General features: G+C 66.8%; 18 protein-coding genes and 1 tRNA gene. 12 read left to right on the top strand and 7 right to left on the bottom strand.

All coding sequences use genetic code 11. The features are described 5' to 3' along the window. Positions 1–8 precede the first annotated feature (8 nt). On the bottom strand, positions 9–995 hold the full coding sequence (locus tag BLR51_RS13100) for a 2-hydroxyacid dehydrogenase (RefSeq protein ID WP_089847631.1): 987 nt from the start codon (positions 993–995) through the stop codon (positions 9–11). Between the two features lie 106 nt (positions 996–1,101). Here BLR51_RS13100 and BLR51_RS13095 point away from each other — a divergent pair, with 106 nt between their 5' ends. After that, positions 1,102–1,602 carry an SH3 domain-containing protein gene (locus BLR51_RS13095; protein WP_089847629.1) on the top strand — a complete coding sequence of 167 codons (501 nt, stop codon included), beginning with the start codon at positions 1,102–1,104 and terminating at the stop codon, positions 1,600–1,602. A gap of 9 nt (positions 1,603–1,611) precedes the next feature. Here the strand turns inward: BLR51_RS13095 and BLR51_RS13090 are convergent, their stop codons facing one another. After that, positions 1,612–2,523 carry a lipid A-modifier LpxR family protein gene (locus BLR51_RS13090; protein WP_089847627.1) on the bottom strand — a complete coding sequence of 304 codons (912 nt, stop codon included), beginning with the start codon at positions 2,521–2,523 and terminating at the stop codon, positions 1,612–1,614. Positions 2,524–3,039: 516 nt separating this feature from the next. On the opposite strand from BLR51_RS13090, the gene katG reads away from it, so the two are divergent. The 3 genes from katG (at position 3,040) to BLR51_RS13075 (ending at position 7,373) form a co-directional block, all read left to right on the top strand. Continuing rightward, entirely contained in the window at positions 3,040–5,265 is a 2,226-nt protein-coding gene (gene katG, locus BLR51_RS13085; protein ID WP_089847625.1) for a catalase/peroxidase HPI, read from the top strand. A 692-nt stretch (positions 5,266–5,957) separates the two neighbouring features. Next, on the top strand, positions 5,958–6,566 hold the full coding sequence (locus BLR51_RS13080) for a sugar transferase (RefSeq protein WP_230795126.1): 609 nt from the start codon (positions 5,958–5,960) through the stop codon (positions 6,564–6,566). Positions 6,567–6,692: 126 nt separating this feature from the next. Next, a complete protein-coding gene (locus tag BLR51_RS13075; RefSeq protein ID WP_089847818.1) occupies positions 6,693–7,373 on the top strand; it encodes a class I SAM-dependent methyltransferase in 681 nt (226 codons plus the stop codon). Here the strand turns inward: BLR51_RS13075 and BLR51_RS13070 are convergent. Further along, complete coding sequence (locus tag BLR51_RS13070) at positions 7,336–8,268, bottom strand: LysR family transcriptional regulator (RefSeq protein WP_089847623.1); 933 nt, start codon at positions 8,266–8,268, stop codon at positions 7,336–7,338. The genes BLR51_RS13075 and BLR51_RS13070 overlap by 38 nt on opposite strands. Positions 8,269–8,488: 220 nt before the next feature. Here BLR51_RS13070 and betC point away from each other — a divergent pair, with 220 nt between their 5' ends. Together betC and BLR51_RS13060 are read left to right on the top strand one after the other, a co-directional pair. Next, positions 8,489–10,012, top strand: coding sequence for a choline-sulfatase (betC, locus tag BLR51_RS13065; protein ID WP_089847621.1), 1,524 nt, complete (start codon positions 8,489–8,491; stop codon positions 10,010–10,012). Between the two features lie 97 nt (positions 10,013–10,109). Continuing rightward, the gene (locus BLR51_RS13060) at positions 10,110–11,771 is read left to right on the top strand and encodes a BCCT family transporter (protein WP_089847618.1); all 1,662 of its coding nucleotides are present in this window, start codon (positions 10,110–10,112) and stop codon (positions 11,769–11,771) included. A 115-nt stretch (positions 11,772–11,886) separates the two neighbouring features. On the opposite strand, the gene BLR51_RS13055 is transcribed toward BLR51_RS13060, so the two are convergent. From BLR51_RS13055 to BLR51_RS13040, 4 genes are all read right to left on the bottom strand, one after another. Continuing rightward, positions 11,887–11,962: transfer RNA gene (locus tag BLR51_RS13055), tRNA-Thr, on the bottom strand. A gap of 44 nt (positions 11,963–12,006) precedes the next feature. Beyond that, positions 12,007–13,506 (bottom strand): heme biosynthesis protein HemY, encoded by a 1,500-nt coding sequence (locus tag BLR51_RS13050; protein WP_089847616.1) that lies wholly within the window; start codon positions 13,504–13,506, stop codon positions 12,007–12,009. A 16-nt stretch (positions 13,507–13,522) separates the two neighbouring features. Next, positions 13,523–15,109, bottom strand: a complete 1,587-nt coding sequence (locus tag BLR51_RS13045; RefSeq protein ID WP_207543626.1) for a COG4223 family protein — start codon at positions 15,107–15,109, stop codon at positions 13,523–13,525. Positions 15,110–15,122: 13 nt separating this feature from the next. Next, positions 15,123–15,905 (bottom strand): uroporphyrinogen-III synthase, encoded by a 783-nt coding sequence (locus tag BLR51_RS13040; protein ID WP_089847614.1) that lies wholly within the window; start codon positions 15,903–15,905, stop codon positions 15,123–15,125. A 72-nt stretch (positions 15,906–15,977) separates the two neighbouring features. Here BLR51_RS13040 and tsaD point away from each other — a divergent pair, with 72 nt between their 5' ends. The 6 genes from tsaD (at position 15,978) to BLR51_RS13010 (ending at position 21,061) form a co-directional block, all read left to right on the top strand. Then, positions 15,978–17,057, top strand: coding sequence for a tRNA (adenosine(37)-N6)-threonylcarbamoyltransferase complex transferase subunit TsaD (tsaD, locus tag BLR51_RS13035; protein ID WP_089847612.1), 1,080 nt, complete (start codon positions 15,978–15,980; stop codon positions 17,055–17,057). Further along, positions 17,054–18,013 carry an NAD(P)H-dependent glycerol-3-phosphate dehydrogenase gene (locus BLR51_RS13030; protein ID WP_089847610.1) on the top strand — a complete coding sequence of 320 codons (960 nt, stop codon included), beginning with the start codon at positions 17,054–17,056 and terminating at the stop codon, positions 18,011–18,013. Before tsaD ends, BLR51_RS13030 begins: the two co-directional genes overlap by 4 nt. A gap of 2 nt (positions 18,014–18,015) precedes the next feature. Further along, on the top strand, positions 18,016–18,288 hold the full coding sequence (locus BLR51_RS13025) for a YciI family protein (protein ID WP_089847609.1): 273 nt from the start codon (positions 18,016–18,018) through the stop codon (positions 18,286–18,288). Then, positions 18,285–18,704 (top strand): EVE domain-containing protein, encoded by a 420-nt coding sequence (locus BLR51_RS13020; RefSeq protein WP_089847607.1) that lies wholly within the window; start codon positions 18,285–18,287, stop codon positions 18,702–18,704. Before BLR51_RS13025 ends, BLR51_RS13020 begins: the two co-directional genes overlap by 4 nt. Positions 18,705–19,064: 360 nt before the next feature. Further along, a complete protein-coding gene (locus BLR51_RS13015) occupies positions 19,065–19,502 on the top strand; it encodes a universal stress protein (protein ID WP_089847605.1) in 438 nt (145 codons plus the stop codon). A 17-nt stretch (positions 19,503–19,519) separates the two neighbouring features. Next, a complete protein-coding gene (locus BLR51_RS13010) occupies positions 19,520–21,061 on the top strand; it encodes an alanine/glycine:cation symporter family protein (protein WP_089847603.1) in 1,542 nt (513 codons plus the stop codon). Positions 21,062–21,078 lie beyond the last annotated feature (17 nt).

The raw sequence follows: 21,078 nt of genomic DNA, 5'->3' as shown, positions 1-21,078 counted from the left end.
AGCCGCTGTCAGAGCATTGCCGGAACGACCTGATCCGGCGGGCGGTGCCCGTCGGCAAAGGTCTTTACGTTGATGATCACTTTCTCGCCCATCTCGACCCGGCCTTCCAGCGTGGCCGAGCCCATATGCGGCAGCATCACCACATTGGGCATGTTCACCAGATCCGGATGGCCCTTGATGCCGTGCTGGTAGACATCCAGCCCCGCGCCGCCCAGGTCCCGCGCCTTCAGCATCCGGGTCAGCGCCGCCTCGTCGATCACCTCGCCGCGCGAGGTGTTGACCAGCACCGCGCTTGGCTTCATCAGCTTCAGCCGCCGCGCGTTCAGCAGGTGAAAGGTCGAAGGCGTGTGCGGGCAGTTGACCGAAATCACGTCCATCCGCGCCACCATCTGGTCAAGGCTTTCCCACCATGTCGCCTCCAGCGCCTCTTCGGTCTCGGGGCGCAGGCGGCGGCGGTTGTGGTAATGGATCTGCATGCCAAAGGCGCGGGCGCGCCGCGCCACCGCCTGCCCGATGCGGCCCATGCCAAGGATCCCCAGCCGCTTGCCCCCCAGCCGCGCGCCCAGAAACGCCGTCGGCGCCCAGCCCTGCCACTGGTCGGCCTGCATCACCGCCAGACCTTCCTGCATCCGCCGGGTGACGGCCAGCATCAGCCCCATCACCATGTCGGCGGTGTCGTCGGTCATCACCCCGGGTGTGTTCGACACCATGATGCCGCGCGCACGGGCGGTTTCCACATCGATATGATCGACCCCGGCGCCGTAATTCGCGATCAGCCGCAGGTTCGGCCCCGCCTGACCGATCAGCCCGGCATCGATCACATCGGTGATGGTGGGCACCAGCACGTCAGCCGAGGCGACCGCCGCGACCAGTTCGGCGCGGGTCATCGGCGTGTCATCCTCGCGCAGCGTCACGTCGAACAGTTCGGTCAGGCGCGTTTCCACCACTTCGGGCAGGCGTCGCGTCACGACAACACTCAGGCGTTTTTGCGGCATCGCGGGTCAGCCTCCCTATGCAACGCAGATCTGCTTTGGCACAGTGTCGCATGACTGGACGGGGCACAAGAACCCCGCCGGAAAATCTCGGGCAGGACGCGGAGCAATGATCAGGAAAACTGTGTTGACCGGACTGGTTGCCGCCCTGCTCTGCGGCAGCGGAGCGCTGGCCGAGGAAGAGCGCGGATCGGTCACCAACCTGCCGCTGCCGCGGTTCGTGTCGCTGAAATCCAGCGAGGTGAACGTGCGGCGCGGTCCGTCGCTGACCCATCGCATCGACTGGGTCTACAAACGCCGCGACCTTCCGGTCGAGGTGACGGCGGAATATGGCCACTGGCGCCGGGTGCGCGACCGGGACGGCGCCGGGGGCTGGGTGCATTATTCGCTGCTGTCCGGCGTCCGCACCGTGATCGTGGATCAGGACATGCTGGAACTGCACAGCCGCGCCGATGGCAATTCCCCGGTGGAGGCGAAGCTGGCGCTTGGCGTGGTGGCCAGACTGGGCGAATGCGTGGCCGACTGGTGCGAGATTTCGGCGGGCGGCTATGACGGCTGGGCGCCCAAGGCCACGCTCTGGGGCGTGGATCCCGAAGAACTGCGCGACTGACCCGCAGGCCTAGAACGACACCTGCAGCCGCAGCGAGCCGACAAGCTGGCCCTCGGGCTGGGCCTCGAATTCCCGGCCCAGCCATGTCAGGCCGTAAAACAGCGCCATCCGGTCGCCCTGCCAGTGCAGGCCCGCCCGCAGCCTTTCACGGGTGGCGCGCAGATCGGCGCCCGAGCTTTCGGGCAGGAACGCGCTTTCCGCCACATGGGCGATGTCGGCGCCAAAGACCAGCGCCATGCCCGGCACCGGATCGGTGATGACCCGGTAGCGCTGCCCGGTCACCGGATCGCGCACCAGAAGCTCGCCCTGCCCCACGCGGCCCAGCGTCAGGTCGACCCCGGCGCGCAGCAGGCTTTCCGCCCCCAGCCGCGCCTCGGCAAAGGGCCGCAGCCGGGCGCGGCCAAAGTCCAGCTCGCGCCCGGCTTCGGCGACCAGCGTCGGGTGCAGCCCGTCCTTCACCTGATCGTCCAGCACCGAAGGCGGCACCGTCACCGCCCCGACGCTGTCATGCATCGCGGTCTGCAATTCTCCCAGACGGGTCTGCGGGCCGGTCACCACCAGATCGCCGCCCAGCGTCCAGTCCAGATCCCCCCGGCTGAAATGCGTGTGCAGCCCCAGCGACAGCGCCCCGGCAAAGGGCCGGTCATCGGGGTCGGGCTGGCGCAGATCGCCCGGCGCCATCACCTGCACGCCAAGCCGCAGCTCCAGCAGATCGAAAGGCCGCAGCGGCGCCCGCCCGGACCAGCCCGGCCCCCAGATCCGGCTGGAAGCGACCGATCCCGTCTGCCAGCGGTCGTGCACGTCACCGAAGGAATCATTGGTCAGAAGCCGCCCATAGCCCAGCCTGACCCGGTCTTCGGCCTGTGCTGCGGAACTGAGCGAGATCACGGCCAAAGCGGCCAGCAGAATGCTGCGGAACATGAAAAAATCTTTCGTCACTGCGGACCGGCGGGCCGGACCTTAAATTCCCTGCTCTTCTCTATCGCGGAGGTGCGGGCGCGCTGTCAACGCGGACGGAGGGGGGCCGGGCCGCCCATGCCCCATTGGACACGGGCGCATTTGCACGGTAACAGGCGGGGCAGGTTCAGAAACAAAGGCGCCATGGTCAGACCGCATCCGACATCGCCCGCGCAGTTCGTGCATCCCGGCGCGGCGAGCCATGGCGATCTGGGCATGATCACCGCCGCCGATGCAGTGCCGACCGTTGACGCCCGCAGCGCCGACAGCGCGCGCCGGATGACGTGGCCAAGGACCGCTTCTGATAAGACCATCCTATCAAATCGATTAGAAAATACGACTTAATCTGATTGCAACTCTGCGCTAGGGTCACGCGCGAAAAGACAGGACGCAGAGTCGCGGCTGCGGCGCTTCGCTGTTTTTCGCAAGGTGCCCGCACGGGGCCAAGAGCCAGACATTCAGCCAATCCGGGAGATCCTTATGGACGGAAACGATATCAACGCAGGCGGCAAATGCCCCGTCCTGCATGGCGCGCTCAAGCCTGACACTTTCGGCGGGCGTTCCAACCGCGACTGGTGGCCCAATGCGCTGAACCTGACGATCCTGAACCAGCATGGTCCCGCCGCGAACCCGATGGGCATGGAATTCAACTATGCCGACAAGTTCAAGGCGCTGGATCTGGACGCGGTCAAGGCCGACCTCTTCGCGCTGATGACCGACAGTCAGGACTGGTGGCCCGCCGATTACGGCCATTACGGCCCGTTCTTCATCCGCATGGCATGGCATTCCGCCGGCACCTACCGCACCGCCGATGGCCGGGGCGGCGCCTGCTCCGGCTCGCAGCGCTTCGCGCCGCTGAACAGCTGGCCGGACAATGCCAACCTCGACAAGGCCCGCCGCCTGCTCTGGCCGGTGAAGCAGAAATACGGCGACGCGCTCAGCTGGGCCGACCTGATGATCCTTGCGGGCAACTGCGCCATCGAATCGATGGGCGGCAAGGTCTTCGGCTTTGGCGGCGGTCGCGTCGACGTGTGGGAGCCCGAGGAAGACATCTACTGGGGCACCGAAGAGGAATGGCTTGCCACCTCTGACAAGCAGGGCAGCCGCTATTCCGGCGAGCGCGTGCTGGAAAACCCGCTGGCCGCCGTGCAGATGGGCCTGATCTACGTCAACCCCGAAGGCCCGGACGGCAAGCCCGATCCGCTCGCCTCGGCCCGCGACATCCGCGAGACCTTCGCGCGCATGGCGATGAACGACGAAGAAACCGTGGCGCTGACCGCGGGCGGCCACACCTTCGGCAAGTGCCACGGCGCGGGCGATGCCTCGCTGGTGGGGGCAGAGCCCGAGGGCGAGGACATCGCCGCACAGGGCTTTGGCTGGACCTCGACCTATGAATCCGGCAAGGGCGGCCACACCATCACCTCCGGCATCGAAGGGGCATGGACGCCGAACCCGATCAAATGGGACAACGGCTATTTCGACATGCTGTTCGGCTTCGAATGGGAGCTGACCAAATCCCCCGCTGGCGCATGGCAGTGGGAACCGCGCGATGTCGACGAGGCGCATATGGCCCCTTCGGCCCATGACGCGGCGACCAAGGTCAAGACCATGATGACCACCGCCGACATGGCGATGCGCGCCGATCCGGTCTACGAGCAGATCTCGCGCCGCTTCCATGCCAATCCCGACCAGTTCGCCGATGCCTTCGCCCGCGCGTGGTTCAAGCTGACCCACCGCGACATGGGCCCGAAGAACCTGTATCTGGGCAAGGACGTGCCCGCCGAGGATCTGCTGTGGCAGGATCCGATTCCGGCCTGCGATCACCCGCTGGTCGATGCCGCCGACATCGCGGCGCTGAAGGCGCAGATTCTGGCATCCGGCCTGACCATTCCCGAACTGGTCTCCACCGCATGGGCCTCTGCCGCGACCTTCCGCGGATCGGACAAGCGCGGCGGGGCCAATGGCGCCCGCATCCGTCTGGCCCCGCAGAAGGACTGGGACGTGAACCAGCCCGAGCAGCTGGCCCGCGTGCTGTCGGTGCTGGAAGGCATCCAGAGCAGCTTCAACACCTCCGCCACCGGCGGCAAGAAGGTGTCGCTGGCGGATCTGATCGTGCTGGGCGGCACGGCGGCGGTCGAAAAGGCGGCCAAGGATGGCGGCCATGACGTCGAGGTGCCGTTCACCCCGGGCCGCATGGATGCCAGCGCCGAGCAGACCGATGCCGAAAGCTTCGATCCGCTGGAGCCGGAAGCCGACGGGTTCCGCAACTATCTGAAGGCCGATTACACCGTGCCGACGGAAAAGCTGCTGGTGGACCGCGCACAGCTGCTGACCCTGACCGCGCCGGAAATGACCGTGCTGGTCGCGGGCCTGCGGGTTCTGGGCGCCACGCACAAGGGATCGACCGACGGCGTGCTTACGACCCGCGTCGGCACGCTGAGCAACGATTTCTTCGTGAACCTGCTCGACATGAAGACCGCGTGGAAGCCGGTTGAAGGCTCCAACCAGCGCTTCATCGGCACCGACCGCGAGACGGGCGAAGAAAAATGGACCGGCACCCGTGTCGATCTGGTCTTCGGCTCCAACTCGCAGCTGCGGGCGCTGGCCGAGGTCTATGCCTCGAACGGCAACGAGGGCAAGTTTGTCCGCGACTTCGTCCGTTCCTGGACCAAGGTGATGAACGCCGACCGGTTCGATCTGGTCTGAGCCACCCCCGGACGCGGCCTGCGCCGCGTCCGGCCCCCTCAGCCGCGCGGGCCCCTTCCCCCAGCTTCACGATTCGCCACTTCGGCGCGCCACGGGCGCCGTCGGGCGGGGTTTGCTGCCCGGATCCCCCTCCAAGGGATGGCGGTCTTCCGCCAGAATGATGCAGCGCTGGCGCATATTTGGGCAGCGGATGCTGCGTCGCAGAAATTTAATAAAATGATTGCGCCACCTCAACCTTTGCTTGCAAAATTAATGCGTCTTGCCTAAACCCCGGGCAAGACATAGCAGAGCATTAGCCAAGTCTTGTGAAAATTAAGGAGTAACAAGACGTTAGCGCTGGTCGCATCTGCCCGGAAGTTAGACGCAGTGCCTTGACCCAGTGACACGATCCGTCGCGAAACAACGGAAGTTTCTTAGGTAACAGCGCCGATTGCGAAAACCGGGCAGCGGCAATGCTGCAGCTGCATATCGACATGTGAGTGTTGCGTTAGTAGTGTTAACAAACGATTAAGTGGTCTGAAGGTTTTGAAGATCGCGTCCGTGTTTTTCTGGGCGCTGAATATTTACAGAAACCTCTTGCCAGAAAAATTAGGAGCTGAACCGTGGGTGCGATGAATTTCATGGATATGAGTGACGCGACGCCCGTCACCTTCCGCGCCAGAAAGATCGCTGTCCGGAACGAAGGCCGCACGATGTACACCCGTTTCGGGAAGCGCGCACTGGATCTGACCCTTGCCATCGCAATGCTTCCCCTGCTGCTGCCCGTAATTACCGTGCTGTGGCTGCTGACCCGCCGCGACGGAGGCCCCGGCTTTTTCGGGCATCGCCGCGTGGGCCGGAACGGCAAGTCGTTCCGCTGCTGGAAAATCCGCACGATGGTGGTTGATGCCGAAGCCAAGCTGCAGCAGCATCTGGCGGACAACCCCGAGGCTGCGGCAGAATGGGCCCGCGACCACAAGCTGACCAACGACCCGCGCATCACGCGGATCGGCAACTTCCTCCGCAGGACCAGCCTTGATGAGCTGCCGCAGATCTGGAACGTGCTGAAAGGCGAGATGAGCTTTGTCGGCCCGCGTCCCGTGACCCGCGTCGAGATGAAGAAATACGGCTTTTACCGCACCGCCTATCTGTCGATGCGGCCGGGCATCACCGGGCTCTGGCAGGTGTCGGGCCGCAACGATGTCAGCTATGACGAACGGGTGCGGATGGACGTGCAGTATCTGAGCGATGCCAGCCTTGCCAACGATCTCAAGCTGATCCTTGGCACCGGCATGGCGGTTCTGGGCAGCACCGGACGCTGACCCTGTCGGCCTGACATCCAGAGGACCACATTGATCCGCCACGCAGCCCGCTGCGTGGCGGTTTCCGATTCAGCCGCCGCCATTTTGCCACTGGACTTGCGCGCGGGCTGTGCGCATGTGCGCGCCATGGCCCAGTCCCCCTATGACACCCCCGGATTCTATGACACTGCCGTCGCCACGGGGCGGCATCGCGACATCGTGGGGGGCCGCTGGGAGGAGACCGGGCGCGCGCAGATGGCGGTGCTGCAGGCGGCGGGGCTGCTGCCGCAGCATCACCTGCTGGACATCGGCGCGGGCGCGCTGCGGCTGGGATGCAAGGCCGTGCCCTATCTGGAGCCGGGCCATTACTGGGCCACCGATGCCTCTCGTGCGCTGATGCTGGCGGGACATGCGCGCGAACTGGCGGATCCGGCGCGGCTTGATCCGGCGCAGCTGGTGCAGGACGCCGAATTTGCCTGTCCCGGCATCCCCGACACCATCACCCATGCCATCGCCTTTGCCGTCTTTCCGCATCTGCCCATGGCGGCGCTGCGTCGCGCGCTGACCCGCCTGCAGCGCTTTCCCCGGCTGGAACAGCTGCTGTTCACCGTGTTTCTGGTGCCCGACGCGGCGCAGGCCGCCCGCCCCTACCGGCAGCGCGACGGGGTGGTGACCCATGACCTGCGCGTGCCCTATCACGTGCTGGCGGAGGATGTGGCGCATATGGCCCGCGTCACCGGCTGGGCGCTGACCCGCCATGACACCCTGCTGCCGCGCGGGCAGGTGCTGTTCAGCGCGCGGCCTCTGGCCCGGTCAGACGCAGGCTGATCCAGTCGAACACCGCCCGCACCTCTGCCGCCGGGCGCGCAGCCGTCATCCGCAGCACATAGCCCTGATCGCTTTCCGCCTCGGTCTCGAAGGCGGGCACCAGCCGTCCCGCCGCCAGACGGCTGTCGATCAGGCCACGCCACCCCAGCGCGATGCCTAAGCCCTCTTCGGCGGACTGGATGACGTGGTCATAGCTGCTGAAGCTCAGCCGGTCGCCGCTGCCGGACAGCGACAGGCCGTGATGCTGCAGCCAGCGCGGCCATGTGAACCAAGGTGCGACCGCCACGCTGGTCAGGTCGATCAGCGGCAGATCCAGCAGGTCGCGCAGCTGCCGCATCTGCGGATGCCGCGCCTTGAAGCCGGGGCTGCACACCGCCACCACCCGTTCCGGGAACAGGCAGCGGACGCGCGGCCCGTCGGCGCAGCGCGGTTCCATCCGCACGGTCAGATCCGCCATGCCGTCGGCCTCGCGGTCGGGAAGCTGGCGGCTGAGCAGCGACAGGCGCAGGCTGTCATGATCGGCGCAGAGCGCGGGAAAGATCGGCAGCAGCCGGAAACTGGCCAGCGCCAGATCGGTTTCGATGACCACCGCGCGGCGCTTCGGGCGCTGCTGCAGCCGCAGGAAGGCGGCGCTGGCCTCGCGCAGATGCGGCTCTACCGCGTCGCGCAGATCCTGCCCGGCCCGGGTCAGCGCCACGCCGCGGCGCTGGCGCAGCAGCAGCGGCTTGCCCAGACTGTCCTCCAGCGACTTCATCCGCTGGCTCAGCCGCGGCTGCGACAGGCCGCAAAGTTCAGCCGCGCGCGACAGCTGGCCACAGTCGGCCACCAGCAGGAACAGGCACAGATCGGCGCTGTACCGGGCGAAGAAGCTATAAGGATTGCCAAGGTCAGACATTAGAGGATTCGGCAGTGCATTCACAGAAAAGTCAATTAACCTTAGCTGGACTCATATCAGGTTTCCGAATGACAGCCGGTGCCGCCGCGGCCTGCCCAAAGCCGCGGCGCATGGGGCGCGTGCCGCGCGCCGGTTCCGGCAGACGGCCCTGGCCCACCCCGGCGGTTGCCGCCGGTCCTGCGGCACCCGCGCCGCGCCACGCAGTTGCAGAAAGCATGGAATGACCAATCCTTCGCGCCCGAACATCCTGATCTTCATGGTGGACCAGCTGAACGGCACGCTGTTTCCCGATGGCCCCGCAGACTGGCTGCACGCCCCCAACCTCAAGGCGCTGGCCGCGCGGTCGACCCGGTTCCGCAACGCCTATACCGCCTCGCCGCTCTGCGCGCCGGGACGGGCGAGCTACATGTCCGGGCAGCTGCCCTCGCGCACCGGGGTCTATGACAACGCGGCGGAATTCGCCTCCTCCATCCCGACCTATGCCCATCACCTGCGGCGGGCGGGCTACCAGACCGCCCTCTCTGGCAAGATGCATTTTGTCGGCCCCGACCAGCTGCACGGGTTCGAGGAACGGCTAACCACCGACATCTACCCGCCCGATTTCGGCTGGACGCCGGACTATCGCAAGCCCGGCGAGCGCATCGAATGGTGGTATCACAACATGGGCAGCGTCACCGGTGCGGGCGTGGCCGAGATCACCAACCAGATGGAATATGACGACGAGGTCGCCTATCACGCCACCCGCAAGGTTTATGATCTGGCGCGCGGCAAGGATGCGCGGCCATGGTGCCTGACCGTCAGCTTCACCCATCCGCATGATCCCTACGTGGCCCGCCGCAAATACTGGGATCTGTATGACGACTGCGCTCATCTGCTGCCCGAAGTGGCCCCCATCCCCTACGAGGATCAGGATCCGCATTCGCAGCGCATCTTCGACGCGAATGACTGGCGCAGCTATGACATCACCGATGACAACGTGCGCCGCGCCCGTCAGGGCTATTTCGCCAATATCTCCTATCTGGATGACAAGATCGGCGAGGTGATGGAGGCGCTGCGCGGCACCCGGGCCGAGGATAACACCATCATCCTGCTGGTGTCGGATCATGGCGACATGCTGGGCGAGCGCGGGTTGTGGTTCAAGATGAGCTTCTTTGAAGGCGCCTCGCGCGTGCCGCTGATGATCGCTGCCCCGCAGATGGCGCCGGGCCGGATCGACGCCCCGGTGAGCAACATCGACATCTGCCCGACCCTGTGTGATCTGGCGGGCGTGTCCATCGACGAGATCCGCGACTGGACCGATGGCGAAAGCCTTGTGCCGCTGGGACAGGGTGCCGAGCGTGCCAGCCCCGTGGCGATGGAATATGCCGCCGAAGCCTCTTACGCGCCGATGGTGGCGCTGCGGCAGGGGCCGTGGAAATACACCCGCTGCGCGCTGGATCCGGACCAGCTGTTCAACCTGCAGTCCGATCCGCATGAACTGGCCAATCTGGCACAGGATCCGGCCCATGCCGAGACGCTGGCCCGGTTCCGCGACATGGCCGATCACCGCTGGGATCTGGCCCGGTTCGATGCCGAGGTGCGGCAAAGCCAGGCGCGGCGCTGGATCGTCTACGAGGCCCTGCGCAACGGCGCCTATTTCCCGTGGGATTTCCAGCCGCTGCAGAAGGCATCGGAGCGGTACATGCGCAACCACATGGATCTGAACGTGGTGGAAGACTCCCAGCGCTTCCCCCGCGGCGAATGACGCGCGCCCGGATGGGCGTGCCTCTGACCAACCCGGACCGCGCAAGGGCTTCGCGTCCGGGACACCCCAAAGCCCATGCAACAGGGAATAGGTGACTATGGCAAAACTCAAACCTCCTCTCTCCGACCTGCCGATCAAGACTGCGGAAAGCGGGTTCTACAGCGGCTTCAGCCTTGACGTCACGGTGACCTCAAAGCTCGCCGTCGGCGGCCTCGTGCTCTGGGCCGTGGCCTTTCCGGATCAGGCCGGGGCCGTGCTGGGCGGGCTCAACACCTTCATTCTTGCGAATTTCGCAAGCTGGTACATCTATCTGATGGCGCTGTTCGTGGTGGTCTGTCTGGCGCTGGCGATCTGGCCGGCAGCGGGCAAGCTGAAGCTGGGCCATGACGACGAAAAACCGGAATTCGACAACTTCTCGTGGTTTTCCATGATGTTCGGCGCGGGCATCGGGGTCGGCATGCTGACATGGGCCGTGGCCGAGCCGATCTATCACTTCCGCACCAACCCGGACGTGATCCTTGGTCAGGCCACCGCCGAAGGCATGGACAACTTCCTGAACGCCTATAAATGGTCCTACCTGCACTGGGGTTTCTCGGCATGGTCTTCCTATGCCATTGCCGGGCTCGCGCTGGGATATTTCACCTATCGCCGCGGCCTGCCGCTGACCATCCGCTCCTCGCTGACGCCGCTTTTCGGCAAGGCGCTGTCGGGGCCCTTGGGCCATCTGGTCGACATCGTCGCCGTGATCGCCACCATCCTTGGCGTGGCGCAGACGCTGGGCTTTGGCGTGGAACAGTTCGTCGCGGGCATGAGCAAGATCGGCGTCGGCGCGTGGCTGGTGAATGAAGAGGGCAACGCCTCCACCGCCGGGATTATCGTGGCCATCATCATCATTATGGGCGCCTCCACCCTGTCGGCGCTGTCCGGCGTGGGCAAGGGCATCAAGTGGCTGTCCAACATCAACATGGGGCTCAGCATCTTCCTGCTCGCCTTCCTGATGATCTTCGGCTCCACATGGTTCGGCATGCAGGCGCTGTTCATGGGCACGCTGAATTACCTGATCTCCCTGCCGGAAATGCTGTTCACCGTCTATCGCAGCGACGGCACCGAACCTTCCGCCGCGCTCTCGGGCTGGCAGGGTGGCTGGACCGTGTTCTACTGGGCATGGTGGGTGGCCTTCGCGCCCTTCGTCGGCCTGTTCCTTGCCCGCATCTCGCGCGGGCGGACGATCCGCGAATTCGTGCTGGGCGCGATGATCGTGCCGTCGCTGATGTGCTTCGTGTGGTTCTCCTTCGCGGGCGGCACCGCCATCGACATGGAACTGAACGGCCTCGCCAATGGCGCCATCTTCGGCTCCACCGACGGCGCGAAGATCTTCACCATGACCGGCATCATGCTGGGCGACGTGCTGGGCTGGATCATGGCGGTGATCATCGTGATCCTGCTGATGACCTATCTGGTCACCTCCGCCGACTCCGCCGTGCTGATCGTGAACACCATCAACGCCGCGGGCGACGAAGGCCCCAAGGCGCGGCCCCACATCATCTTCTGGGGCGTGTCGCTGGGTCTGGTGGTGGCGGCGCTGCTGCTGGTCGGCGGGCTGACCGCGATCCAGACCGCCATGGTGATCGGCGCGCTGCCCTTCAGCGTGGTGATGGTGCTGATGTGCCTTGGCCTGTTCAAGGCGATCTACCGCGACGGCCTGCGCAACCGGCAGGGCGTCCAGTCGGTGACGGTGGACATCCCCGCCGCAGAGTGACGGAGAAGGTCCGGACGCAGCGCCCCTGCGCCCGGACCTTCCTCCGCGAATGATCCGCAAACAGAAAAGCCGCCCCGGTCGGGGCGGCTTTTTCTATGGTCTGACCTGAGAGTGGTGGTGCCGCTGAAGGGACTCGAACCCCCGACCCCATCATTACGAATGACGTGCTCTACCAGCTGAGCTACAGCGGCCTGGTGAGCGGCCTCTTAACACCGAGGCCGCTGCAGGGGAAGGGCTATTTTGCCTTCTCTTCGTGCATCTCCGGGGCCGTTTCCCGGACCGGATCCGCCTCTGCCGACGTGGTCGAGGGACCAAGGATTTCGGTCTGCTGGGCCTCCGCTTCGGGGTGTCTGCGGTCCTCCAGCTTGCCCACGATCAGCGGCAGCATCTCGGCGCCTGCAGGGGCCACGTCGGAATGCGGCGGGGTCTTCCAGCTGAGTGTGTCGAAGCCTTCGCAGTTCTCGCAGACCGGCTGCCAGTCGCGGTGGATGTGGTTGCAGTTGTCGCAGACCCATTGCGGGCCACGCGGCGCCACCAGCGCCTTGGCCAGCCAGCCGCGCACCACCGGCTCCTCGGCGCCCTCGCCCCGGGCAATGGCCGCCATGACGGTCAGCACCCGCGCGTCGGGTTCGCGGTCCACCAGATCGCCCATGGCGCGGCGCGCCTCGGGGAAATCCTCTGCGGCCAGCGCCAGTTCGGCCTTCAGCAGCCGGGTCTCGCGGTGGTCGGGCTTGATCGAGGTCAGGTCGCGGAACCGCTTCATGCGCTCGGCGGGGGTTTCCGCCGGGGCGATCTCGGCAAAGGCGGCGGCCAGATCGGGATGCGGTTCCACCGACCATGTCTTCTTGAGGATGCGCGCGGCATGTTTGGGATTGCCCTGCGCGATATAGGACCGCGCCGCCATGGCCGCCCCCGGGATCAGATCGGGCGAGCCCTTGGAGGCGGCAATCGCCGCCTCGCGCGCCTCGATCGGCTTGTCCTCGTCAAAGATGTCTTTGGCTTCGGACAGGGCCAGCACCGCGTCGCGCCGCTTGTAAACGTCACGCGGCATGGATCCGTGGCGCAGCTTGGCCGACAGGGTGCGGCGGGCGCCCTGCCAGTCATGCTTGACCGCCTGCAGCTTCAGCAGGATGTCCTGCACCTCTTCATGCTTGGGCCGCAGCGCGAAGGCGCGTTCGGCCAGCTGCAGCGCGGTATCAGTGTCGCCCTTGGCCAGCTTCTGCTTCATCAGGCCCCGGATGCCGACAAACCTCGTTTCGTCGCGGGTGATCAGCGATTTGTAGACCTCTTCGGCCTTGCGCTGGTCGCCCGACATTTCCGCCGCCTGTGCGGTCAGCAGCGCCGTCACCTCGGGCTTGTGCAGGTAGCGTTCGGCCTTCTGCGCCTTGGCCATGGCCAGCTTGCCCTCGCCCGCCGCAAGCGCCAGCAGCCCTTCGGACAGCGCCTGATAGCCCTTGCGCTCGCGGTTGCGGTCGAAATGCCGCGACAGCGCCGTGTCGTCGCCATTGATGAATTTCAGCACCGCGATCAGCAGCGACACCGCCTTGAACACGATCCACAGCACCAGCACCAGCAGGATGGCGGCGATGACCGACTGCAGCGGCCCCAGCGTGAATTCCATGCCGCTGACGGTGATCTGCACCCCGCCTTGGCTTTCCATGACATAGCCGGCACCAAGGGTGAGGGCCGCCACAGCGGCAACGAAGAGAACGATCTTCAGAAGTGACCAGAGCATGGTGGCTCCCTTACCCTTATTCTTGGTTCAAATCTTGCGCGACGGCGTCTGCCGCGTCGAGCGCGCCCTGCCGGGTCTCGGCGCGGGCGGTCCAGCCGGTCAGCACCTCTGCGGCGGGGGCAGGCAGAGCCTCAAGCTCCTGCAGCGTGGCGGCAAGATCGCCGCTGCGCAGCGCCGCCTCGGCCCGCGACAGCACCGCGTCGGGATCGGACCCGTCCCGCGGCGTCACCGACCGGGCGCCCAGCTGGTTGGCAAGGAAGGTCGTCACCCGCGCGGTGGTGTCCTCGGTGGTGGCCTCGGCCCGGCGGGCGGCGGAGAGCGCATCACGGGCCAGCGGCGGAAACTCCTCGGTCAGCGCGGCCAGCGTCGGCACGCCCTCGGCGGCGGAGCTGGCCAGCACCTCGGGCACCGTCACGCCATTGGTGGTCAGCACCGACAGCGGCTCGTCATAGGGCGTGCCATCCCGCAGCGCGGTCGAGACATCGGCCAGCGCCGCGCGGGACTGCGCCAGCTGCGCCTGATCCGAGGCATCGGCCTGCGCCGCCAGCGATTCCTGCGTCATGCGCTCCACCTCGGTGCGCTGCGCCTCGATGGCGCGGCGCACATCGGCCAGCGCCTCCTCATAGGCAGCCATCGCCTCCGGAGAGACCGACTCCTCCACGGGGCGGGTTTCCAGCGTGTCGATGCGGCCCGCCAGATCGCCAAGCTGCGTGCCCTGATCGGACTGCGCCCCTTCCAGCGCGCCAAGCCGCGAGGAGAGATCCTCGGCCTGCGTCTGAAGGGCGGCCATGTCGATGCCCGAAAGCTGCGAGGACAGATCCTCCACCCGGCCTTCCAGCGCGGTCAGCCGCTCTGCCTGACCGGATAGACCGGTGGTCACCTCGTCCCGGAACGGGTCCGGCGCGCCTGCGGCAAAGGGCAGCGTGCCCGCCTGCCAGCTGGCCACGCCCCAGCCCAGACCTGCGGCGATCACCCCGCCCAGAACCATGGGCACGAAACCGCCCTTGCGCTCCACCACGGTCTCGCGGACCACCTGCGGCGCTGCGGCGGCAGCAGGGGCAGCGGCGGCGGGCTCGGCCCGGTCGCCCGCGATCGTGTCGGCCTCGGTCATGGCGGCGGCCTGCGCCGCCTCCCCTTCCATGGCCTCGCCCAGCGTGTGAATGGGCTCGTCCCGCTCCGTGGCGGGCAGGCTGTCGTCATGGCTCAAACTGTCATCGCCCGCCAGAACGCTGTCGTCGCCTGTCGTCAGGCTGTCATCGCCCATGGTCAGGGTGTCCTCACGCGGCAGGCTTTCATCCCCGGCCATCAGCGGATCCGGCGCGGTCAGATCCTCCGCAGGCGTCAGGCTGTCCTCTGCCGCGGGCAGGGTTTCGTCCCCCGCCGTCACGGTCTCGTCCGCCCTGATCCCGGCAGTGTCTTCGGCGGGCAGGCTGTCCTCTGCCCCGGCGGCCCCCAGCGTGTCGGGGGCCTGAGCGAGCGTGTCCGTGCCGGACGCGTCGGTCAGACCGTCCTCTGGACGACCCTCTGCTGCCTCCGCAGAGGACTGCTCCTTGCGGTCCGTCTGATCCTCGGCGCCGTCAACAGGCTTCTTTTTGTCGGCCACGCGCTCCACCCTTTCAAAATCTATGGTCCGGACCCGATTGCGGGCCGCTCTTTCCGGGACAACCTTCCACAGACGCGGGAGGCACCACAAGCGTTCCTGCGCTTTTGAGCAGTTTTCCCACCGCCTCGCGCATCAGCCCCGAATCCGGACGTGCCAAAATCTCCTGCTCTCTCAGATAGAGCCCCTGCAGCGCCTCGGCCACCTCCGCGCTCATCGCTGCGACGAAAAGCGGCGCGCGGCAGGGCGCCTCCGCCGCAAAAAGCCGCGCCGTGCGTGGTGAAAAAAGCGGCACGACCACGGGGCGGTCGCCCTGCAGCGCGGCCCGGGCCTCGGGCGTCAGCGGGCGCGCGGGCTGGTCGTAAACCACCGCCTCCCGCACGGGCAGCCCCGCAGCGGTCAGCCGTTCCGCCAGCGCGCCGCGCGCAAACGTGCCGCGCAGATGCAAAAGTGGCCCCTCTGGCGCATGGTCAAGGATCAGCGCCAGCAGGCTTTCGGCATCGCCCTGCGCCACCACCGGCACCAGCCCCATGTCGCGGGCGGCGCGGGCCGTCGCCTCTCCCACCACGAAACAGGGGGAGAGCGGCGGCCCCGCCAGCGCGGCATAGGCGCGGACGCCATTGGCAGAGGTGAAGATCAGCCCGCGCACCCCCGCCAGATCGGGCAGCGGCCCGGTGGTCACGATGTCCAGCAGCGGACTGACCAACGGCTCCGCCCGTTCTGCCGCCAGTTCCGCCAGAAACCGCCGCGACTCACGCTCGGGGCGGGTCAGCAGCAGAAAGGGCGGAAGGGGCGGCATCGGCTCTCCGGGATTGTGGGGGCTTGGGACAGGTGGTAGCTGCAAGGGACAGGCTATGCAACGGACGAAGCCATGGGCGTGCCGACCATCCTCGGACTGGAAAGCAGTTGTGACGACACCGCCGCCGCCGTGCTGCGCGGGCGGCAGGTGCTGTCTTCGGTGGTGATGGGACAGGCCGACCTGCACGCGGCCTTTGGCGGCGTGGTGCCGGAAATCGCCGCGCGCGCCCATGCCGAAAAGCTGGATCTGGCGGTGGAACAGGCGCTGGCGCAGGCCGGTGTAACGCTGGACGATCTGGATGCGGTGGCGGTCACCTCTGGTCCCGGGCTGATCGGCGGCGTGCTGTCGGGCGTGATGCTGGCCAAGGGGCTGGCCACGGCGCTGGACCGTCCGATGATCGGCGTCAACCATCTGGCGGGCCATGCGCTGACGCCGCGGCTGACCGACGATCTGCCCTATCCCTATCTGATGCTGCTGGTGTCGGGCGGGCATTGCCAGTTCCTGATCGTGCGCGGCCCGCAGGAGTTTACCCGGCTGGGCGGCACCATCGACGACGCCCCCGGCGAGGCTTTTGACAAGACCGCGCGGCTTCTGGGCCTGCCGCAGCCCGGCGGCCCGGCGGTGGAGGCGCGCGCCCGGATGGGCGATGCGCGCCGCTTTGCCTTTCCGCGCCCGCTGCTGGACCGGCCCGGCTGCGATCTGTCCTTTTCCGGGCTGAAAACCGCGCTGCTGCGGCTGCGCGACCGGCTGATCGCGGATCAGGGCGGGCTGCACGCGCAGGACGTGTCGGACCTGTGTGCCGGGTTTCAGGCGGCGGTGCGCGACGTGCTGACTGAAAAGACCCGCCGCGCGCTGGAGATCTATCTGGACGGCGCCCCGCAGGCCCCGGCGCTGGCCGTTGCGGGCGGGGTTGCCGCCAATGCCGCGCTGCGCGGCGCGCTGCAGGATCTGTGCGCCGAACGTCAGGTGCGCTTCACCGCGCCGCCGCTGGCGCTGTGCACCGACAATGCCGCGATGATCGCTTATGCCGGATCGGAACTGCTGGCGGCGGGCCAGCGGTCGGACATGACGCTGGCCGCCCGTCCGCGCTGGCCCCTGGACCAGAGTGCTGCCCCGCTGCTGGGGTCGGGCAAGAAGGGGGCCAAGGCATGATCGGCATCCTGGGCGCGGGCGCGTTCGGCACGGCACTGGCGGTGGCGCTGGCGCGCGAAGGCACGCCCGTCACCCTGTGGGGCCGCGACCCCGAGGCGATGGCGCAGCTGGCCACCACCCGCCTGTCGCCGCACCTGCCGGGGGTGGACCTGCCCTGCGGCATCGCCGTGACCCCGGATCTGGCGCAGGCGGCGCAGCACCGGACCCTGCTGCTGGCCGTGCCGATGCAGAGCCTGTCGGATCTGCTGGGCGCGCTCGACGCGCCGCTCGACGGCGCGCGGCTGGTGGCCTGCTGCAAGGGGATCGACCTTGCCACCGGCACCGGCCCGTCGAAGGTCATCACCCGCGCCAAGCCGCAGGCGCTGCCCGCCGTGCTGACCGGCCCCAGCTTTGCCGCCGACATCGCGCGCGGGCTGCCGACCGCGCTGACGCTGGCCTGCGGCGATGCACAGGCGGGCCATGACCTGCAGCACCAGCTGTCGACCCGCAGCCTGCGGCTTTACCGCACCACCGATGTCACCGGGGCGGAACTGGGCGGCGCGCTGAAAAACGTGATCGCCATTGCCTGCGGTGCCTGCATCGGCGCGGGGCTGGGCGACAGCGCCCGCGCCGCGCTGATGACCCGCGGCTTTGCCGAAATGACCCGGCTGGCCGCGCATTTCGGCGCGCGCCCCGAAACGCTGGCGGGGCTGTCGGGACTGGGCGATCTGGCGCTGACCTGCACCTCGGATCTGTCGCGCAACTACCGCTTCGGGCAGGCGCTGGGTCAGGGGCAGGCGTTTGATCCCCGCGTCACCGTCGAAGGCGCCGCCACCGCCCGCGCCGTCACCCGGCTGGCCGCGCGCGACGGCCTGTCCATGCCGATCTCTGCCGTGGTGGCCGCGCTGGCCGCAGGCGAGGCCACCGTTTCCGAAGCTCTGGACGAGCTTCTTTCCCGACCCCTCAAGGAGGAATGACCATGCTTGTTGCCCTGATCGCCAAGGACAAGGACGGCGCGCTGCAGATCCGCAAGGACACGCGCGACGATCATCTGGCCTATATCGACGCCACCGGGGTGGTGGCGCAGGCCGGGCCGCTGCTGGACGACACGGGCGACATGTGCGGCAGCCTTGTGATCCTTGACGTGGCCGACATGGACGCGGCGCAGGCCTGGGCCAGCGCCGATCCCTATGCCAAGGCCGGGCTGTTCGAAAGTGTCGAGCTGATCGCATGGAAAAAGGTCATCGGATGAGGTTCTGGCTGTTCAAGTCCGAGCCTTCGGCGTGGTCGTGGCAGGATCAGCTGGCCAAGGGCGACGCGGGCGAGGAATGGGACGGCGTGCGCAACTATCAGGCGCGCAACGTCATGCGCGAGATGACGGTGGGCGACCGCGGCTTTTTCTACCACTCGCAGAGCGAAAAGGCGGTGGTGGGGATTGTCGAGGTGATCGCGGAATCGCATCCCGACAGCAAGGCGGAGGATCCGCGCTGGGACTGCGTGGACATCAAGGCGGTGAAGCCGCTGCCCCGCCCGGTGACGCTGGACCAGATCAAGGCAGAGCCCGATCTGGCCGGAATGGCGCTGGTGAAACAGGCGCGCCTGTCGGTGCAGCCGGTCACGGCGGACGAATGGGCGAAGGTCTGCGCGATGGGCGGGCTGGACAGCTGATCCTGCGCGGGATCTGACCCGGTAAAGTAAGGGGCCCGGCCAAACCGGACCCCTTGCCACCCCAGAGCATGCTCCCACACACGCAGCCACGGCAGAATTCTGGATCCGGCCGTTCTGGCCGTCGGATAGGAATAGCCGAAATCCGCCCCCCGGGCAAAGGCGAAACGCCCCGCATTTTCATCAACTTGGACGGTTCCCCGCCGCCCTGCGCGCGCCAGGCGCGGGGCGGGGGCGGCAAAACTGTGTGACAGACTCATGATATCTCCGGGATGATCAAGGCGGAAGGGTGGTTTCGGGCCGAGATCCGGGAAACGGGCCGCCGGTGTTGCCGTCCCTGCACCAACAACCGGGGATATATCGATGACACGGGAAATCTTCCTCGTGGCGTACGAGGGGAAAGAAGGCGATTCCGGCCTTCTGGACTATGCGATCACACGGGCGAAACGGGATCAGGCGCGGCTGCTGCTGGTGCATATCCTTGAATGGTCGCCCTATAAATTCCTCACCCCGCAGGAGATCGAGGAACGCCACGCCCGCCGCAAACAGGAAATGGCCCGCGCGCAGGCGGCGATTCTGGACCCGGCGCTGGCCCGCGTGACCGCTGCCGGGATCTCGGGCGAGGGCCGCATCCGCTATGGCAATGTGGTCGAGCTTGTGGCCGACACCGCAAGGGAAGCCGGGGCCGCGATGATCTTTGTCGGGCGCGCGGGCACGCAGTCGGTCGCCGCGCGGATCTTCGGATCGGTGCCCATCGGACTGGCGCAGATCGCGCCCGTTCCCACCGTCATCGTGCCCTGAGCGCAGGAGATCCCGTCATGACCCGCAGCCTTCTTCTGCCCCTGAGCGCCGCAGCGGCGCTGACCGCCCTGCCCGCCCGCGCCAATACCGTGGACGAGGCGATCAATGCCGCCATCGGCAGCGTGACCGGGCCTTTTGTCAGTTTCATCTTTTCGCCCTTTCCGGGCACGGAGTTCCCGTGGATCGTGCTGTGGCTGGTGGCCGCCGCGACCATCTTCACGCTCTATTTCGGCTTCGTGCAGGTCCGCGCCTTTCCGCATGCCTTAGCACTGGTGTCGGGCAAATATTCCGACCCCGACGACGCGGGCGAGGTCAGCCATTTTCAGGCGCTGGCCACGGCCCTGTCGGGCACGGTGGGGCTGGGCAATATCGCGGGCGTCGCGGTGGCGGTGTCCATCGGCGGACCCGGCGCCACCTTCTGGATGATCCTTGCCGGTCTGCTGGGCATGGCGTCCAAATTCACCGAATGCACGCTGGGCGTCAAATACCGCAACGAATATCCCGACGGCACCGTATCCGGCGGCCCGATGTATTACCTGTCCAAAGGGCTGGCAGAGCGGGGCTATTCCGGGGTGGGCCGGTTTCTGGCAGTGGCCTTCGCCATCTGCTGCGTCTTTGGCTCGCTGGGGGGCGGCAACATGTTTCAGGCCAATCAGGCCCATGCGCAGCTTGCCAATATCCTCGGCGACTATCCCGGCTGGATCACCGGCGTGATCTTTGCCGGCATCGTCTTTGCGGTGATCGTGGGCGGGCTGAAATCCATCGCGCAGGTCACGGAAAAGATCGTGCCCCTCATGGGCGTGCTTTATGTCGGCACTGCGCTGATCGTGATCGTGATGAATTACGACCGCATCGGCTGGGCCTTCGGCCAGATCCTTGACGGCGCCTTTACCGGGCTGGGCGTGGCGGGCGGGCTGGTCGGCGCGCTGATCCAAGGCTTCAAGCGCGCGGCCTTTTCCAACGAGGCAGGCGTGGGGTCGGCGGCCATCGCCCATTCCGCCGTCCGCACCAAGGAGCCGATCACCGAAGGGTATGTCTCGCTGCTGGAGCCCTTCATCGACACGGTGGTGATCTGCACCATGACCGCGCTGGTCATCGTCATCACCGGCGTGCTGCAGGTGGATCCCGAAACCGGCACCTATCTGTGGAATGCCGATCTGGGCCGGGTGGAAACGCTGGGCGATGCCTCCGGCGTGGCGCTGACTTCGGCGGCCTTCGGATCGGCGATCACATGGTTTCCCTATGTGCTGGCCATCGCGGTGATCCTGTTCGCCTTTTCCACGATGATCTCGTGGAGCTATTACGGGCTGAAGGCATGGACCTACATGTTCGGCGAAGGCCGCGCGCAGGAGCTAAGCTTCAAGATCCTGTTCTGCCTGTTCGTGGTGATCGGCGCCGCCATGAACCTTGGGCCGGTGATCGACTTTTCCGATGCGGCGATCTTTGCCATGGGGCTGTTCAACATCGTCGGACTCTATGTCCTGATGCCGGTGGTGAAGGCCGAGATGCACAGCTACATGGCGCGGCTGCAGTCAGGGGAGATCCGGCGCTTTCACTGACGCCGTCCGAAACAAAA

Source organism: Salipiger marinus, assembly GCF_900100085.1.
Taxonomy (GTDB): Bacteria; Pseudomonadota; Alphaproteobacteria; order Rhodobacterales; family Rhodobacteraceae; genus Salipiger; species Salipiger marinus.
The sequence above is the reverse complement of the archived record's forward strand: the minus strand, read 5'-3'. Positions and strand labels throughout refer to the sequence as shown.

Excerpts from the sequence above, each read along its gene's own strand:
- BLR51_RS13060 (WP_089847618.1), top strand. The coding sequence starts at position 10,110 with ATGGCAAAACTCAAACCTCCTCTCTCCGACCTGCCGATCAAGACTGCG.
- BLR51_RS13080 (WP_230795126.1), top strand. The coding sequence starts at position 5,958 with ATGTACACCCGTTTCGGGAAGCGCGCACTGGATCTGACCCTTGCCATC.
- katG (WP_089847625.1), top strand. The coding sequence starts at position 3,040 with ATGGACGGAAACGATATCAACGCAGGCGGCAAATGCCCCGTCCTGCAT.
- betC (WP_089847621.1), top strand. The coding sequence starts at position 8,489 with ATGACCAATCCTTCGCGCCCGAACATCCTGATCTTCATGGTGGACCAG.
- BLR51_RS13070 (WP_089847623.1), bottom strand. The coding sequence starts at position 8,268 with ATGTCTGACCTTGGCAATCCTTATAGCTTCTTCGCCCGGTACAGCGCC.
- tsaD (WP_089847612.1), top strand. The coding sequence starts at position 15,978 with ATGGGCGTGCCGACCATCCTCGGACTGGAAAGCAGTTGTGACGACACC.
- BLR51_RS13020 (WP_089847607.1), top strand. The coding sequence starts at position 18,285 with ATGAGGTTCTGGCTGTTCAAGTCCGAGCCTTCGGCGTGGTCGTGGCAG.
- BLR51_RS13015 (WP_089847605.1), top strand. The coding sequence starts at position 19,065 with ATGACACGGGAAATCTTCCTCGTGGCGTACGAGGGGAAAGAAGGCGAT.
- BLR51_RS13090 (WP_089847627.1), bottom strand. The coding sequence starts at position 2,523 with ATGTTCCGCAGCATTCTGCTGGCCGCTTTGGCCGTGATCTCGCTCAGT.
- BLR51_RS13100 (WP_089847631.1), bottom strand. The coding sequence starts at position 995 with ATGCCGCAAAAACGCCTGAGTGTTGTCGTGACGCGACGCCTGCCCGAA.
- BLR51_RS13075 (WP_089847818.1), top strand. The coding sequence starts at position 6,693 with ATGGCCCAGTCCCCCTATGACACCCCCGGATTCTATGACACTGCCGTC.
- BLR51_RS13040 (WP_089847614.1), bottom strand. The coding sequence starts at position 15,905 with ATGCCGCCCCTTCCGCCCTTTCTGCTGCTGACCCGCCCCGAGCGTGAG.
- BLR51_RS13030 (WP_089847610.1), top strand. The coding sequence starts at position 17,054 with ATGATCGGCATCCTGGGCGCGGGCGCGTTCGGCACGGCACTGGCGGTG.
- BLR51_RS13050 (WP_089847616.1), bottom strand. The coding sequence starts at position 13,506 with ATGCTCTGGTCACTTCTGAAGATCGTTCTCTTCGTTGCCGCTGTGGCG.
- BLR51_RS13095 (WP_089847629.1), top strand. The coding sequence starts at position 1,102 with ATGATCAGGAAAACTGTGTTGACCGGACTGGTTGCCGCCCTGCTCTGC.
- BLR51_RS13025 (WP_089847609.1), top strand. The coding sequence starts at position 18,016 with ATGCTTGTTGCCCTGATCGCCAAGGACAAGGACGGCGCGCTGCAGATC.
- BLR51_RS13010 (WP_089847603.1), top strand. The coding sequence starts at position 19,520 with ATGACCCGCAGCCTTCTTCTGCCCCTGAGCGCCGCAGCGGCGCTGACC.